The sequence below is a fragment of the Pseudomonas sp. LBUM1659 genome (genome assembly GCF_059716045.1).
Genome location: NZ_CP166797.1, coordinates 2,027,240 through 2,042,013 on the forward strand (window position 1 = coordinate 2,027,240; position 14,774 = coordinate 2,042,013).

General features: G+C 57.1%; 16 protein-coding genes and 3 pseudogenes. 9 read left to right on the forward strand and 10 right to left on the reverse strand.

Annotated elements, in window-relative coordinates:
• Nucleotides 1-78 precede the first annotated feature (78 nt).
• A pseudogene (locus ACA048_RS09195) lies at nt 79-516 on the forward strand (transposase); the annotation flags it as partial.
• A 44-nt stretch (nt 517-560) separates the two neighbouring features.
• Here ACA048_RS09195 and tnpC read toward each other — a convergent pair.
• Together tnpC and tnpB are read right to left on the reverse strand one after the other, a co-directional pair.
• Entirely contained in the window at nt 561-2,093 is a 1,533-nt protein-coding gene (gene tnpC / locus ACA048_RS09200; protein WP_497370897.1) for an IS66 family transposase, read from the reverse strand.
• Nucleotides 2,094-2,111: 18 nt separating this feature from the next.
• Nucleotides 2,112-2,471 (reverse strand): IS66 family insertion sequence element accessory protein TnpB, encoded by a 360-nt coding sequence (gene tnpB / locus ACA048_RS09205; protein ID WP_024647222.1) that lies wholly within the window; start codon nt 2,469-2,471, stop codon nt 2,112-2,114.
• A gap of 85 nt (nt 2,472-2,556) precedes the next feature.
• Between tnpB and ACA048_RS09210 the strand changes: the two are divergent.
• Nucleotides 2,557-3,681: pseudogene (locus tag ACA048_RS09210) on the forward strand (IS3 family transposase); the annotation flags it as partial.
• A gap of 266 nt (nt 3,682-3,947) precedes the next feature.
• Here the strand turns inward: ACA048_RS09210 and ACA048_RS09215 are convergent.
• The 5 genes and pseudogenes from ACA048_RS09215 to ACA048_RS09235 all read right to left on the reverse strand — a co-directional run.
• Nucleotides 3,948-4,052 (reverse strand): annotated as a pseudogene (locus ACA048_RS09215) (response regulator); the annotation flags it as partial.
• A 161-nt stretch (nt 4,053-4,213) separates the two neighbouring features.
• Nucleotides 4,214-5,545: a deoxyguanosinetriphosphate triphosphohydrolase gene (locus tag ACA048_RS09220; RefSeq protein WP_497628835.1), complete on the reverse strand. Its 1,332-nt coding sequence runs from the start codon at nt 5,543-5,545 to the stop codon at nt 4,214-4,216.
• Between the two features lie 220 nt (nt 5,546-5,765).
• Nucleotides 5,766-6,107, reverse strand: a complete 342-nt coding sequence (locus ACA048_RS09225) for a hypothetical protein (RefSeq protein WP_497628836.1) — start codon at nt 6,105-6,107, stop codon at nt 5,766-5,768.
• Nucleotides 6,104-6,493 (reverse strand): phage holin family protein, encoded by a 390-nt coding sequence (locus tag ACA048_RS09230; RefSeq protein WP_497628837.1) that lies wholly within the window; start codon nt 6,491-6,493, stop codon nt 6,104-6,106. The genes ACA048_RS09225 and ACA048_RS09230 overlap by 4 nt, the downstream gene beginning before the upstream one ends.
• A 1-nt stretch (nt 6,494) precedes the next feature.
• The gene (locus tag ACA048_RS09235) at nt 6,495-6,809 is read right to left on the reverse strand and encodes an ElaB/YgaM/YqjD family protein (RefSeq protein ID WP_140670943.1); all 315 of its coding nucleotides are present in this window, start codon (nt 6,807-6,809) and stop codon (nt 6,495-6,497) included.
• 65 nt (nt 6,810-6,874) lie between these two features.
• Between ACA048_RS09235 and ACA048_RS09240 the strand changes: the two genes are divergently transcribed.
• Both ACA048_RS09240 and ACA048_RS09245 read left to right on the forward strand, forming a co-directional pair.
• The gene (locus ACA048_RS09240) at nt 6,875-7,099 is read left to right on the forward strand and encodes a hypothetical protein (protein ID WP_497628838.1); all 225 of its coding nucleotides are present in this window, start codon (nt 6,875-6,877) and stop codon (nt 7,097-7,099) included.
• Between the two features lie 13 nt (nt 7,100-7,112).
• A complete protein-coding gene (locus ACA048_RS09245) occupies nt 7,113-8,321 on the forward strand; it encodes an ammonium transporter (RefSeq protein ID WP_497628839.1) in 1,209 nt (402 codons plus the stop codon).
• Nucleotide 8,322: 1 nt separating this feature from the next.
• Here the strand turns inward: ACA048_RS09245 and ACA048_RS09250 are convergent, their stop codons facing one another.
• Nucleotides 8,323-10,035 carry a cation:proton antiporter gene (locus ACA048_RS09250; protein WP_497628840.1) on the reverse strand — a complete coding sequence of 571 codons (1,713 nt, stop codon included), beginning with the start codon at nt 10,033-10,035 and terminating at the stop codon, nt 8,323-8,325.
• 208 nt (nt 10,036-10,243) lie between these two features.
• On the opposite strand from ACA048_RS09250, the gene ACA048_RS09255 reads away from it, so the two are divergent.
• The 3 genes from ACA048_RS09255 (at nt 10,244) to ACA048_RS09265 (ending at nt 11,929) form a co-directional block, all read left to right on the forward strand.
• Nucleotides 10,244-10,480 carry a glutaredoxin family protein gene (locus ACA048_RS09255; protein WP_497628841.1) on the forward strand — a complete coding sequence of 79 codons (237 nt, stop codon included), beginning with the start codon at nt 10,244-10,246 and terminating at the stop codon, nt 10,478-10,480.
• Between the two features lie 169 nt (nt 10,481-10,649).
• The gene (locus ACA048_RS09260) at nt 10,650-10,967 is read left to right on the forward strand and encodes a transcriptional regulator (RefSeq protein ID WP_223519241.1); all 318 of its coding nucleotides are present in this window, start codon (nt 10,650-10,652) and stop codon (nt 10,965-10,967) included.
• A gap of 71 nt (nt 10,968-11,038) precedes the next feature.
• Nucleotides 11,039-11,929: a pseudouridine synthase gene (locus tag ACA048_RS09265; RefSeq protein ID WP_497628842.1), complete on the forward strand. Its 891-nt coding sequence runs from the start codon at nt 11,039-11,041 to the stop codon at nt 11,927-11,929.
• 66 nt (nt 11,930-11,995) lie between these two features.
• On the opposite strand, the gene ACA048_RS09270 is transcribed toward ACA048_RS09265, so the two are convergent.
• Nucleotides 11,996-12,220, reverse strand: a complete 225-nt coding sequence (locus ACA048_RS09270; RefSeq protein WP_497628843.1) for a YgdI/YgdR family lipoprotein — start codon at nt 12,218-12,220, stop codon at nt 11,996-11,998.
• 71 nt (nt 12,221-12,291) lie between these two features.
• Complete coding sequence (mobA, locus tag ACA048_RS09275) at nt 12,292-12,897, reverse strand: molybdenum cofactor guanylyltransferase MobA (protein WP_497628844.1); 606 nt, start codon at nt 12,895-12,897, stop codon at nt 12,292-12,294.
• A gap of 81 nt (nt 12,898-12,978) precedes the next feature.
• On the opposite strand from mobA, the gene moaB reads away from it, so the two are divergent.
• Together moaB and ACA048_RS09285 are read left to right on the forward strand one after the other, a co-directional pair.
• On the forward strand, nt 12,979-13,518 hold the full coding sequence (gene moaB / locus ACA048_RS09280) for a molybdenum cofactor biosynthesis protein B (protein ID WP_497628845.1): 540 nt from the start codon (nt 12,979-12,981) through the stop codon (nt 13,516-13,518).
• A complete protein-coding gene (locus tag ACA048_RS09285) occupies nt 13,502-14,728 on the forward strand; it encodes a molybdopterin molybdotransferase MoeA (RefSeq protein WP_497628846.1) in 1,227 nt (408 codons plus the stop codon). Before moaB ends, ACA048_RS09285 begins: the two co-directional genes overlap by 17 nt.
• Nucleotides 14,729-14,774: the final 46 nt, after the last annotated feature.

Sequence of the window (14,774 nt, forward strand, 5' to 3'; positions counted from 1 at the left end):
AAATCCCCGGTGTCAGGATAGTTGTCGCCTCTCCGATTTTTCCTTAAAAAGCATATCGGGGGCGGAAAGAGACTGGTCGTGCCGTACTATTCACCTGAACGCAGAGCCGCATTACTCAAGATGCTGCTTCCCCCGCAGAACCTGTCGATGGCCGAGGTTTCCCGGCGCGAAGGGGTCAGCGAAATGTCTTTGTCCAACTGGCGCAAGCAGCTCAGTTCTGAAGGAAGTGCAGTGTCCGAAAACAAGTCGTTGGCCGAAAACTGGTCAGCCGAAACCAAGTTTGCTGTCGTGCTCGAAGCCGCCGGTTTATCCGAGATCGACCTGGGTGAATACTGCCGCCGCAAAGGCCTTTACCCTGAGAAAATTACGGCCTGGCGGCAGGCCTGCATCAACGGTCAGAAGGCAGATAAAGCCCAGCAAAAAGAAGATCGCGAGCAAGCTCGCAAAGACAAGAAACGCATCCAGGAACTTGAGCGCGAACTGCGCCGCAAAGACAAGGCGCTCGCTGAAACAGCGTAAGCGCTCCATAAAACCCACCTAGTCAAAGGTGGGCGGTGCGGTTAGCTATGAGATTGGGGTGCGCAGTTCCAAGGTAGCAGGGCTTCGTAATCTTCCACCGAAGCCGCCATTGGCAGGCGCTCAAGTGCGTGGCGCAGCCACGCATAGGGCTCTTGGCCGTTGGCTTTAGCAGTCTCGACCAAGCTGTAAAGTTGAGCGCTAGCCGTCGCCCCTTTTGGCGTGTCGCTAAACAACCAGTTTTTTCTTCCGATAACGAACGGCCGTATTGCACGTTCTGCGGCGTTGTTGTCGATGGGCAAGTAACCTTCCTCGACGTACCGCTCGAGTTTGTTCCAGTTGTTTGCCAAGTAGCTGACGGCTTTGCCCAATGCGTTCTGTGTAGTCACGTACGGCAGCGTCTTTAGCATCCAGTCTTTCAGTTGACTCAGCACGCTGGCGCTCAACTCCTGGCGGCCTCTTTTCCGCGCCTCATCACCACTCCGTTTGTAGGCGATCTCGATGCCATATAGTTTGCTGATCAACTTCAATGCGATGTCGGCCCGTCCTGTCTTGCCCTTGGGCTGTACTTTTTGCGCTTCGACAAATTTACGCCGTGCGTGAGCCCAACACCCTAAACGTTCAACTCCGGCCTGTGCTCCCAGCGCGTTGTAACCCGCGTAATCGTCAGTCATGACGTAGCCGCGATAACCTTCGAGCAGGCGCGACGGCACCTCCTGCGCTCGGCTGGTGGAGTAGTCGAAAAGGATCACCGGTTTGTCTGGCGGGCCGCCGGTTTGCACCCACATCCAGGACTGACTGCTCGGCTCTCGGTCAGGCTCTTTCAACACCTGTACGCGTGTTTCATCGCAGTGGATGACACGGCTGGCCAACAGGCTATCGCGCATTAAATTCAGCAGCGGCTGGAAGTGCTCGCCGCACTGGATAACCCAGCGAGCCAGGGTCTGGCGCGGAATATCGATGCCGTGGCGGCCTAGTACTTTTTCAAAACGGTGAAGCGGCAGACCGTCCACGTACTTGGTGGTCAGCAGCATCGCCAGAACACTTGGGCTGGCCATGCTTTTTTCAATCAGTTGAGCCGGCTTATCCGCAGTGACCGGTGCCGTCTCACAATCGCGGCAGCCATAAACTTTGCGCACATGTTTGATAACGCGAATCTGCATCGGCACGATTTCAAGCTGCTCGCTGACTTCTTCGCCAATGGCGTGTTTGCGGCAGCCGCAAACGCAAGTCAGTTCATCCTCGGGAAGTTCGTGGATGACTTCGATACGTGGCAGGTCGGCGGGCAGCGGCTTTCGTTTACCGCGACGCCTGGCTGGACCGACGACCTCTTCTTCAGCGTCTTCGCCGACGGGTTCGGCGATGCTTTCAGTTTCGTTGAAAAGAGCTAACTGCGGCGTGGCCGGATCGGCTGTTTGTTCGGACTTGCGTCCGAACAGGCGCTGACGCAGCAGCGCGTTTTCTTCTTCAAGATGAACAATACGGCCCTTGTTAGACTCGCGCTCAAGCAGCATTTGCTCTAGCAATTGCTTGAGCAGCGCAGGATCGTCAGGAAGATCTTTGGGCATTGAAATCATGCCCTGGATTATAACGAATCAGGCCACGAATCGCGGCGTCAAAACCTGATGAGGACGGTTACGCCAGAGGTCGAAACCGTCGAGCATCCAGTTGAGTTCCTGAACAGTTAGGACAATCGCCTCGTCGGTGGCATCGGGCGATGTTTTGAATCGCTCAGATTCAAGGCGCTTGAGCCAAAGGCAGAAGCCGTTGCGCTCCCAGTACAAAATCTTCACGCGGTTGCGCGGTTTGTTGAGGAAGACGAAGAGCACCGGGTCAAACACGGCGACCTTGATGTCCAGCTCGACCAGCGCAGCCAGGCCATCAATGGATTTTCGGAAGTCGACGGGCTTGGGGTACAGATACACTTTTTCGACTTTTGCGTCGGGTCGCATCATGGCGGATGGGCTCCAGAAAGGAATCGGGAGCACAGCATCCGGGATCAATTGGCGGCTTTGAATGTGGGGTTCATGGAGCGGTTACGAAACAGCCGCGTTGTTGGTGCTGCGAAAAAAGCTCAACGACTACTGGGGGACGAACGACAACGAGGACAACTAACGTCTTTGCCAGAGCGCCAGTTGCTCGTTGCCTGGCTGGGTAGGGCGGTCGCGGCAGGCGCCAGAAAAATCAGGGCCTGCCGGGAAGTCGGTCTATCGCTGCGAACCTTGCAGCGGTGGACTGAAACAGACGTTATCCCGGCAGATGCCCGAACGACTGTCACACGGCCAACACCGCGAAATGCACTGAGCGAAGTCGAGCGTCAGACCATCGTGACGCTGTGTAACAGCCCGGAGTACGTCCACTTGCCGCCGAGCCAGATCGTGCCACGACTGGCCGATCAAGCGTGTTATCTGGCGTCGGAGTCGACGTTTTATCGCGTTCTACGTGCGGCAGGCCAACAGCAACATCGAGGCCGCAGCCAGCGACCCAGAAGGCACGCAGCACCGACGACGCATGCGGCCAAAGCGCCCAATCAGGTGTGGTCATGGGACATCACGTATCTGCCCTCGCCGATACGCGGCAAGTATTACTACCTCTATCTGATCGAGGATATTTACAGCCGCAAGGCCGTGGGCTGGGAGGTCTACGACAGAAAGCGGGGAGAAAGCCGCCGCACTGCTGCAACGCAGCGTGATCGCAGAGCAGTGTTTGCACGAACCGCTGGTGCTGCACTCGGACAACGGCGCGCCGATGAAGTCGGTGACGCTGCTGAGCAAGATGTACGAACTGGGCATCACGCCCTCGCGGGGCCGGCCGCGTGTGAGCAACGACAATCCCTACTCGGAGTCGCTGTTTAGAACGCTGAAATACTGCCCGCAATGGCCGCAGGATGGCTTTGTCAGTTTGGACGCTTCACGCGCTTGGGTGAGGGACTTTATGCGCTGGTACAACAACGAGCACCGGCATAGTCGTATCCGGTTCGTCACACCGGCTGAGCGGCATCGGGGGCTGGATCATCAGGTCTTGGCCCGGCGACATGAGCTGTACGAACGAGCCAAGGAGAAAAAACCGGAACGATGGTCAGGCCAGACGCGTAACTGGGAGCCGATCGGCACCGTGCTGCTGAACCCGGATCGAGAGCAACAGATCGAGAAAATAGCGGCATAGTTAGACGGTTGACGCGACAACTACCTTGAAAAACGCCGATTGCCGCCCGCCCAAGCAGCTATAAAAAGCACGGAAAAAAGAGTTTGATCGGGCGCATGCGCCGCAAGATCGAATACGCGCAAGACCATGGCCGACTTTTTCAACAGAATCGGCGATTCCTGCCCTCCGTGAAGGGCAGCTTTGGGTCGATGGCTGCCTGTTGCGAATGGGAAGGGCATGCTTACCCGTTTTAAAAACTAATGACTTCATTTTATTTTCTAATGACCACTGAAGCCATAACTCTCAAGCAGGTATTGGGTCGCTTTAAGCTGAAAGGGATGATCTTCCACCAGCAAGATGCGCCAATTGTGTTTGAACCTGACATTTTTCATGTTTGATCTGTCGATCAGAGTGGAAGGTGATTATTGCGCGAGCAAGGAGAGCAATCGATCAGTCGGCTCTGCACAAGGTGTAGGGCGATTCTGTTGGTGCTGAAGTGCGAATGCATATCGACTCGCTCCTCAGACCATCTGAACAGTAGGTCGACAGGCATTCATCCGCGGTTTGAACGACCGGTCATTTCCAGAGCCATTTCACTGGCGTAGCTGTCGGTCATGCCGGCGATGAAGTCGATCATGCGCAGAAATGAAGTGTGCAAAGGACCGCGAGGATCGGGCGCATTGTTGCCCAGCAGGTCGAGGATGCGGCGACTTTTGAACGACGGCGTTCGACCGTTGTGTTGTTCCAGTGCCGCCCCGCAGAAAGCGTTCAGAAGAATCTCCAGCGTGGTGTAGGCGCCGATTTCATGCAGTGTCTTGCGTTTGTCCTGGAAGATTTTTTTTCTGGCCATGTCTTTGGCGTTCAAGACGCAGCGCTTGGCCGGGCCATGCATATGCTCCACCAAATCGCCGGGTAGCGTGCCGGCCAGCAAGGCATCCTGTTGTTCGACGAAGGCGCGAGCAGCGGCATTGGTCAGATGCTCGATGGCTTTTCCTCGCAGAATTGCCAGCTTGCGTCGTCGCGAATCCAATGGGCCCAGTTGGCGATAGGTTTGCGGAAGATCGTCGCCCACAAGGTTGAGCAGCAAAGACTCTACTTCGGCGTACTCCAGCAACTCCATTTCCAGGCCGTCTTCCAGGTCGATCAGCGCGTAGCAGATGTCATCGGCGGCTTCCATCAGATACACCAATGGATGGCGTGCCCAGCGCTGCTCCTCGAGCTGTGGCAGGCCGAGTTTATGGGCGATCTGCTCCAGCAGCGGCAGTTCGCTCTGATAACAGCCGAACTTGTGCTTCTTGTAGCCCAGTGAGTCAGCGTGTTTCGCCGTCCAGGGATACTTCAGATATGTACCCAGTGTGGCGTACGTCAACCGCGTGCCACCGTCGAATTGGTGATACTCCAATTGAGTGAGGACGCGGAAACCTTGGGCGTTGCCTTCGAAGTTCAGGAAGTCATTGCGTTCGACTTCGCTCATGTCATCCAGCCAGCCACGGCCCGCGGCCTGCTGGAACCAGTGACGGATGGCGTCTTCGCCGGAGTGACCGAAGGGTGGATTGCCGATGTCATGGGCCAGGCAGGCCGATTGCACCACCATCCCCAGATCACTCGGATCGCACCAGTCGGGCAGGGCGCTGCGAATAGTTTCACCGACACGCATACCCAACGAGCGGCCGACACAGCTGACTTCCAGCGAGTGGGTCAGGCGCGTGTGGATGTGATCGTTGCTGGTGATCGGATGGACTTGGGTCTTGCGTCCCAGCCGGCGAAAAGCACCTGAGAAAATAATGCGGTCATGGTCTTTATGGAAAGGACTGCGACCGAGTTCTTCCGGGCTGTGCAGAGGTTTTCCGAGGCGTTCGCGGGTAAGCAGGGTTTGCCAATCCAAGGCGGGTCTCTCCGTCAGGTGACTGATCCCTTAGCCTAGAGCTCGGCGGCGTCGATGTCGATGAGCAGCAGTCGCTCAACATTGACGAAAAATTGCCCGGCGGTGAGACAAGTCTTGTTTTGGATTCGCCTGATCACCGGGTGGGCACACAGGATTGAACCCCTCGATAAAAGAGGTTCATCCCGGTGGTGTGGCTAGAATGCAGCCAGAGAGTGGCTATTTAGTCTTTACGCGAATTGCTTTGCAGGACCAGCTTGATCAAGGGCCCGAGGCTGGTGCCCAGACGAACCAGGCGAGTCAGGCTGCTGACGCCGCCGTTCCTGGTACTTTTCCCGGTCAAAAAGCCCAACAAGGTAACCGCCGCCACACCCCAGAGCGGGGCATGCTTGATGCCAAAACTGCTCTGGACGTCTTGCGACATCCCGCGTATCCGCTGCAAGGGCAGCAGCAGTTCCCTCGACTCATGGCGAATTTCCTGACGGTGCATTTCCATGCGCAGGCGAATCAGCGCCTTGCGCATTTCCGTGCGCGAGCTGTTGTGTGGCAGTTCAGGCAGGCTCATGGCAGCAGGCGCTCCCTATCATTGGCCAATTCTTCCAGGGTGCCATGAAAGGGCGAGGACTCATCGAAGATCGCCGCTTTCAAACGGAAAGCACAGAATATGGAGGCAAGGGCATAGAACACACAGAGCCCAATGATGGAGGGCAAGCGATAGGTGTCCCAAAACACAATCATCACCAGAGCCGACAACCCCACCAATAGCAGCAATCCAAAGACCAACGCCAGGCCTGCAAATAACAGCAGGCTTACGGTGCGCGCTTTTTGTTCCTGCAACTCAATGCCGAACAGTTCGACGTGGCTGTGCAACAGTCCGAGAAAAGCGGCCCCCAGGCGCCGCGATGAAGCGCTTGTGCCCGTCGCAGACGAGCTGGATTCGCCGATAGACATATCAGCGCCGAGAAGCTAGCAGGCCAATGAGGAAACCCACCCCGGCGGCAATCCCGACCGATTGCCATGGGTTGGCCTGAACGTAATCCTCGGTAGCGGTGACGGCGGCCTGACCGCGCTCGCGTAACGAGTCTTCGGTCAGCTTCAAGGTTTCCCGGGCACGCAACAGGCTGTCGTGGATCTGGTTGCGCAGCTCATCAGCCTGATCGCCGGCCAGGGTGGCGGTGTGTTCCAGCAACCGTTCGGTGTCGCTGACCAGTGTTTGAAAATCGTTCATCAGGATTTCTTGAGCAGTCTTTGCCTTGATGCTGGCCATGGGTGGATCTCCGTAGTGGCTTCTGATGGATTCGAGTATGAGCCTTGCGTGAAGGTTCAGTACAAATGACTGGTACAACTTTTGCTGTGTCGTGGTGCGTTCCCGGCGCCGTTGCGCTGTTGCCGGGCATGAAATCAGGAAAACCGCTACTCAAACAATTAAAACTCGCGCGAAAGTTTCGATCTTTTGCGCCAAAGCGGTTCATGGGGATCAGCGATTCGATCCGGATAAGCCGCAACTTGGTGCGTCATTTGCCTGCGCGAACTGCTTTGGTGCTTTTTTGCCCTTAAGGTCTGCCAATCCATGGAAAATCTGCAAAGTGCTGTGGACAGTCTGGTCCACAGCTCCAACACACTGTTCATCCTTATTGGTGCAGTCATGGTGTTGGCCATGCACGCCGGTTTCGCTTTTCTTGAGGTCGGCACGGTTCGGCAAAAGAACCAGGTTAACGCCTTGTCGAAGATTCTCAGCGACTTCGCCATTTCGACCTTGGCCTACTTCTTTATAGGCTATTGGATTTCCTATGGCGTCACCTTTCTGCAACCGGCGGCGGTGATCAACGCCGACCATGGTTACGGGCTGGTGAAGTTCTTCTTTCTGCTGACCTTCGCAGCGGCCATTCCGGCGATCATTTCCGGCGGTATCGCCGAGCGCGCCAGATTTGTCCCGCAGTTGTGCGCGACCGCGCTGATCGTTGCGTTCATCTATCCCTTTTTCGAAGGAATGATCTGGAACGGCAATTATGGTTTGCAAGCGTGGTTGCTGGCGCGATTCGGTGCCAGCTTCCATGATTTTGCAGGTTCCGTAGTGGTCCATGCCATGGGCGGCTGGTTGGCACTCGCGGCGGTATTGTTGCTCGGGCCACGACAAGGGCGCTATCGCGACGGTCGCCTGGTGGCGTTTGCGCCATCGAGCATTCCCTTTCTCGCGTTGGGTTCGTGGATTCTGATAGTGGGCTGGTTTGGCTTCAACGTCATGAGTGCCCAGACCTTGCAAGGCGTGAGCGGGTTGGTGGCGGTGAACTCGCTGATGGCCATGGTCGGTGGAACCATGGCGGCGCTTATCGTCGGGCGCAATGACCCAGGCTTTTTGCACAACGGCCCACTGGCCGGACTTGTGGCCATCTGCGCCGGTTCCGACCTGGTGCACCCTGTGGGCGCACTGCTGACCGGCGCCATTGCCGGGGCACTTTTCGTCTGGTGCTTTACCGCGGCGCAGGGCAAATGGCATATCGACGATGTGCTGGGTGTGTGGCCTTTGCACGGCCTGTGTGGCGTGTGGGGCGGAATCGCCTGCGGGATTTTTGGCCAGACGGCCTGGGGCGGCTTGGGTGGGGTGAGTTTGGTCAGTCAGTTGATCGGCACTTCTCTGGGGGTGGTTGTGGCGCTGGCCGGTGGTTTTGCAGTGTATGGAGCGATCAAGGCGTTCCATGGGCTGCGCCTGAGTCAGGAAGAGGAGTATTACGGCGCGGACTTGTCGGTACACAAGATCGGCGCCGTCAGTCAGGACTGAATCACTTCTCTGCATCTTCGGCCCCGGGATAAAAATCGTGCAACATTCGGTAGCGATCATGTCGTATCTGATCAGCCCGCTCCTGTACCTGATGGGCGGGCAGTCCCAGCATGATCAGTGCATGGGAGGCGAGCATCAGGCTGGACTCCAGCAGTTCCGGTACGACTTCGCTGGCGCCGGCCTCTTTCAATTCGGTTAACTGGCTGTCGTCCCGGGTACGGACCAGAATCGGCACACGCGAATTGACCCTGCGTGCCTCCTTGAGTATCTCCAGCGCGATGTCGGTCTGGTCCACTGCGATCACCAACAGTTTTGCGCGGGCCAGTCCTACGGCAACCAGTAATTCACCTCGACGCGAGTCTCCGTAATGCACGCAGCTTTCGCTGGCGGCCGCTTCCTCGACCCTTACCGAGTCGTGGTCCAGTGCAATGTAAGGTTGCCGCTGTTGGCGCAGGCAGCGCCCGATGGACTGACCAACGCGCCCGTAACCACAGATGACGACATGCTTGTCGAGATCCGCGTTAAGTGCGCTGATTTCTTCGAGTTGTGCTTCCTTGTTGGGCTTGCGGTGCAGGCGCTTTGCGATAGATGGGGCTGCGCGCAGCATCAGTGGCGTGACCAGCATCGAACAGAACGTAGCGGCCAACAGCAGGCCGCCGAGTTGCGCGGGAAGCAGATCGCTTTGTTGCATCTGCGCCATCAGTGCAAAGCAGAACTCACCTCCCTGGGCCAGTGCGAGGCCGCTGCGCCAGGCGGTTTCGCCATCGCTGCCACGCCATTTGACCAGCAGCGCCACCACGGTGCCCTTGATCAGCAGCAATCCCAGTGTCAGGCCAAGGATCAGCAGAGCGTGGCTGGCGAACAAATTCAAGTCGATCAGCATGCCGATGCTGACGAAGAACACCCCGAGCAGAATGTCGCGAAACGGGCGGATATCGGCCTCGACCTGATGCCGGTAATGACTTTCGCCCAGGAGCATGCCGGCGAGAAACGCGCCCAAGGCGGGGGAGAGACCCAGTAAGTGAGTCAGCCAGGCCGTCAGTAGAACAATCACCAGCGCCAGCAGTACGAACAGTTCGGCAGAGCGGGCGGCGGCGACCTCATGGAACAATCTTGGTAGCAACCAGCGGCTGACCAGCAGCAGACCGACGAACAACACCACGGTCTTCACCAGTGTCAGGGGCAGCGCCCAATACCAGGCCTGATCACTGTTGCCGGCGAATACGGGCACCAGGGTCAACAGCAATACAGCCACCACGTCCTGAAACAGCAATACGGCGATGGCATTCTGGCCATGACTGCTGAAAATTTCGCCAAGGCTGGTCAGCTCCTTGCTGACAATGGCGGTGGATGACAGCGCCAGTCCCGCACCCAGTAACAGCGCGGCGGTCACCGGCATCCCGAACATCATCAGCAAAGCACCTAGCAGCAGTCCGCTTGCAAGTACTTGCAAACTGCCAAGACCAAACACTACCCGGCGTAGTGCGATCATTTTCGTCAGGGAGAACTCAAGACCGAGCGAGAACAGCAGGAACACCACGCCTAACTCGGCAAGGTAGGGCAGCCCTTCGCTTTGTTTCACCCAGTTGAAGGCGGTCGGGCCAACCATCAGCCCCACGCACAGATAGCCCAGGACCGGGGGCAATCGCAGGCGCTGGAAAAGCGCAATGACCACCAGTGAAGAAACGAGAATAATCAAGAGATTGGCAAACACAAAACACTCCGCTGACAGACGCTGGCTACTCAAGCGTAGAAGCAAAAAAAACGTGAGCATTGCTTAAATGGCACAAGCGGCGACTGATTTGCATCAGGGTTATACCGCCCGCCCTTGCGATTCATGCTTCAGGCCCGAAGATTCAATGGCTCGACGGTTTTTCGCGGCAGGCCTAGAATAGTCACTTAATTTTTTCGGTTGAGCGCTCATGCTTCCTGAATGTCAGCTGTTTGGCACCCTTGGGTGCCACCTCTGTGAAGTGGCCGAAGCCATGCTGATGGAGTTTGTCGAACGCGGTCTACTGGTTGAGCTGGTAGATATCGCTGTCGATGAAACCTGGTTCGAAGCCTACAGTCTGCGCATTCCGGTCTTGCGACGAGTCGACACAGGCGCTGAACTGGGTTGGCCATTCAGTGCCGAGCAGGTTGTGGCGTTCTTGCGTTAAGCGGTTTTTGTGCTGGCGATGGCCCCGCCTGTCGAACTTTGCGATTGATGCCTTGGCTTAGTCTATGCTCTTCGGATACTGTATGCGCATACAGTTATTCGTGGTGCTGCCTCGCCATCCCGGGTTTTCGGGTTTGCGCAGGCAGTTCCGGGCGTGAGAGGGATGAATCGTGGTCAATGTCGAACAATTGAAAAACAGCGTGAACCGGATGTCGATCGATGTTGTGCGCGAGGCTGTCCTCGAGTTACGTCTGGACGGTCTGGTGACGGAGGGAAAAACACCCTTCAACAAACTGCATTTCAATACCTGTTTCGCCGAAATCGAAGCGTTGTTCCAGCGGGCGGGTTACCACCGGCAACTGGATGTCGTGGGCTATCAGGGGTTGTTGTACGCGCTTTACGATCCCGCTCGCTGGGAAGCCGTCGATGTGCTGCGCTGGCTCAAGGAGTTCACTGACGCGGCTGCGCGCACACAGATTCCGGCATGAGGATTCTCTGCTAGGTTCGACTCGGCCACTGTTGGATAATGCCGACCTGTATTGAGGGTCAGAACGTTCGTATGTCCACTTCATCTTTTTCCGCTGCACACAACCAGGCCAGCACACTCTACTTGCCGCCAGGTTCGTGGCAGACCGTTATCGATTGCCTGAGTGAACACTTCAGCGCTATTGGTCGTGAACAATGGCTGGACAGAGTGGCTCGCGGTCGGGTGCTCGACGGGTACGGAATGCCGATCGCGGTCGATCTGCCTTACAAGGAAGGCCTGCGGATTCATTATTTCCGTGAGGTGCCGGACGAAAAGCCGATCCCGGTGGTCGAGTCGATCCTCTATGCCGACGAGCATCTGGTGGTCGCAGACAAGCCGCATTTTCTGCCGGTGACGCCGGCAGGCGAGTACGTTGAGCAAACGCTGCTGCGAAGGTTGATTCGTCGACTGGATAACCCACATCTGGTGCCGCTGCATCGCATTGACCGGCATACGGCAGGGTTGGTGCTGTTTTCCGCCAACCCGCAGAGCCGTTCAGCGTATCAGTCGTTATTTCCGACACGACAGATTGAAAAGCGCTACGAGGCAATCGCCGCTGCGTTGCCTGAACGGGCCTTTCCATTGGTGCATAAAAGCCGGCTCATCGATGGCGAACCATTTTTCCGCATGCAGGAAGGTCCGGGTGTCAGCAATACCGAGACAGCAGTCGAGGTCCGGGAAAAGAACGGAGACCTCTGGCGATATGCGCTTTACCCGGTGACGGGCAAGAAACATCAATTGCGCGTGCACATGACTGCGCTGGGCGCGAGTATCTGCAACGATCCGTTTTACCCTCAGGTGCTCAAGGACGTTGAAGATGACTACGCCAATCCGCTGAAATTGCTCGCTCAGGGCTTGCGGTTTGTGGATCCGGTCACCGGCCAGGAAAGAGTGTTTGAAAGCACAATCACCTTGCAGTGGTGAAAAACTCCGGTCACGAAAAAGCCCGCATCAAGCGGGCTTTGTCGCATCTGGCAGGTGCAGTAACAATTACAACTCTTTAACGGTGCGAACCTGATCCTTGTTGATACGGGTTTCCTTGCCATCCAGCTGTTCGAATTCGTAGAAACCCGACTTTTCATCATACGTTGGCGAGTCGATGGCCTGGATTTCGCGACCGTCATTCAAGGTGATCACTGTCGGCGATGCGCAGCCCGCCAAGGTCGCAAGGCCCAGTGCGAGCATGAAAGTGGTGGCGAGGGTCCGTTGAGTCATGAGCGTGTCTCCGAATAAGTATTCTTTGGTTGCTGAGTTTGAGACGTATACAACGCACGCAAGTTCCTTGGCTAGTGTCGTTCTGACACGGAGTGTGCGCTTAACAATTCAGGAGTATTGAGGTTGGCCAGTCGCGGGTCGTTGTCTTCACATTGTAGTGCGGTGGCCTCCAGTTTGCGCATGAGGCGGCCCGGGCTGCGTTCACCTTCATTCCATGCCGTGTCGAACGCCGCGCAGAGTGCGACAGGGATAATGCACAGCAACGGTTCCCAATGTGCGCCCTGGCGCAGCATCAACGGTTTGTCCGGATGCTGGTTGGCGGTTTCGCGCATGCTGTGGAGCAGGGCGGCATTGATGCGGGGTACATCGCAGGGCAACACCAGCAGATGAGGATGGCGGGCCGCCTTGAGGCCGGCGCGAATACCTGCCAAGGGGCCAGGGAAATCGCCTTCGTCGTCATGGACCATTTGATCGGCGTAAGGCGCGTATTTGTCCAGGTTCCTGTTACACGAAATGATCAGGTCATCGCTCAGATCGCGGGTCTTGCGATGCAGGTGCGCGATCAGCGGCTCGCCGTGCCATTCCAGCAAACCCTTGTCCTGACCGCCCATGCGTTGGCCGCGACCGCCAGCCAGGAGCAAAATGGAGCAGGGCGGCAATGGTGAGTCAGGGGGCATGGCAGGTCTCCATGGGGGCGCTGAAAAAGTGAAGCGCTGTGATATAACACCGAGCTGTTTTTCCTACAACTGGACGAGCCTATGAAAGCCAAGGCTGATGTACCTTTCGCGCCGCTTAACATCGCGGTGCTGACGGTCAGCGATACCCGAACCCTGGAAACCGATACATCAGGCCAGGTTTTTGTCGACCGCTTGAGCACCGCCGGTCACAACCTGGCTGCTCGGGTTTTACTTAAAGATGATCTCTACAAAATTCGTGCGCAAGTCGCCAACTGGATTGCCGATGAGGTGGTGCAGGTGGTGCTGATCACTGGCGGTACCGGGTTTACGGGACGCGACAGCACGCCAGAGGCGGTAAGTTGCCTGCTGGACAAACAAGTTGATGGTTTTGGTGAGTTGTTCCGGCAGATTTCTGTTGCCGATATCGGCACTTCGACCGTGCAGTCCCGGGCGCTGGCCGGTTTGGCCAACGGTACGCTGGTCTGTTGCTTGCCGGGTTCGACCAATGCCGTGCGCACCGGCTGGGATGGCATTCTCGCCGAACAACTGGATGCGCGACATCGTCCCTGCAATTTCGTGGCTCACCTGAAGCAGGCGGCACCCTGTGAATCCCGCGGGTAAGCCGGGTAAAACCGGAAGCCTGATGCCTGTCGAGGTGGCGCTGGCGCGTCTGCTGGAAATGGCAGAAGCCTCGCCCATCCGCGAGCGTGAACGCTTGCCGGTGGCGCAGGCTCAGGGTCGCGTGCTCGCCGATGACTTGGTTTCGACCCTTGATCTGCCACCTTGGCCTAACAGTGCCATGGACGGCTACGCCTTGCGAGTCGCTGACTGGACGGGAGAACCGTTGGTGGTCAGTCAGAAGATATTTGCCGGTCAGGCCCCCGACTCATTGAAGCCCGGTACCTGTGCCCGAATCTTTACCGGTGCGCCTGTGCCAGCAGGCGCCGACTGTGTCGAAATGCAGGAAAATGCCGAGGTTCAGGCGGATGAGCGAGTACGGTTCCTCGAATCCATGAACCCGGGTCAAAACATCCGGCCACAAGGTCAGGAAGCCACGGTTGGCGAGCTTGTCTTGTCGGCCGGCACACGGCTTGGGCCTATCGAGCAGGGCTTGGCGGCATCGCTGGGATGCGCTGAGCTGGACCTGATTCGCAAGGTTCGTGTTGCGGTTCTCTCAACCGGAGATGAATTGGTTGAACCGGGCCAGGCCCTGGGCCCAGGACAGATCTACAACAGCAATCGTGTGTTGCTGTGCAGTTGGTTGCAACGCCTGGGCTGTGAAGTCATCGATGCCGGTATTCTTCCAGATGATTTGGTGACCACTCGTGCCCGCCTCGGCGAGTTGAAGGATGTTGATCTGATCCTCTCCACGGGTGGGGTGTCTGTAGGAGAAGCCGATTTCCTTGGCATGGTCTTGCGCGAAGAGGGCGAGCTCACGCTGTGGAAACTCGCCATCAAACCGGGCAAGCCACTGACATTCGGGCATTTTCGCGGCGTACCTGTGATTGGATTGCCCGGCAACCCGGCGTCGACACTGGTCACTTTTGCTTTGTTGGCAAAGCCCTATCTCCTGCGCCGTCAAGGTGTAAAAGAGGTCGAGCCGCTGAAATTTCAGGTGCCGGCCGGGTTCGTCTGGCCTAAGGCTGGTAACCGACGAGAGTACTTGCGTGGACGCCTGGAGAATGGCCGGGCGATCATTTACAAGAATCAGAGTTCAGGTGTACTTCGCAGTGCTGCCTGGGCTGATGGCCTGGTTGAGGTGTTGGAAGAACGTACGTTGATCGAGGGTGAATATGTAGTTTTCATTCCTCTGAGCGAAGTCTTGAGCTGACCTCGTTATGTCTCTTTGCCGCAAGCCCGGTAAATTTGCCGGGTCT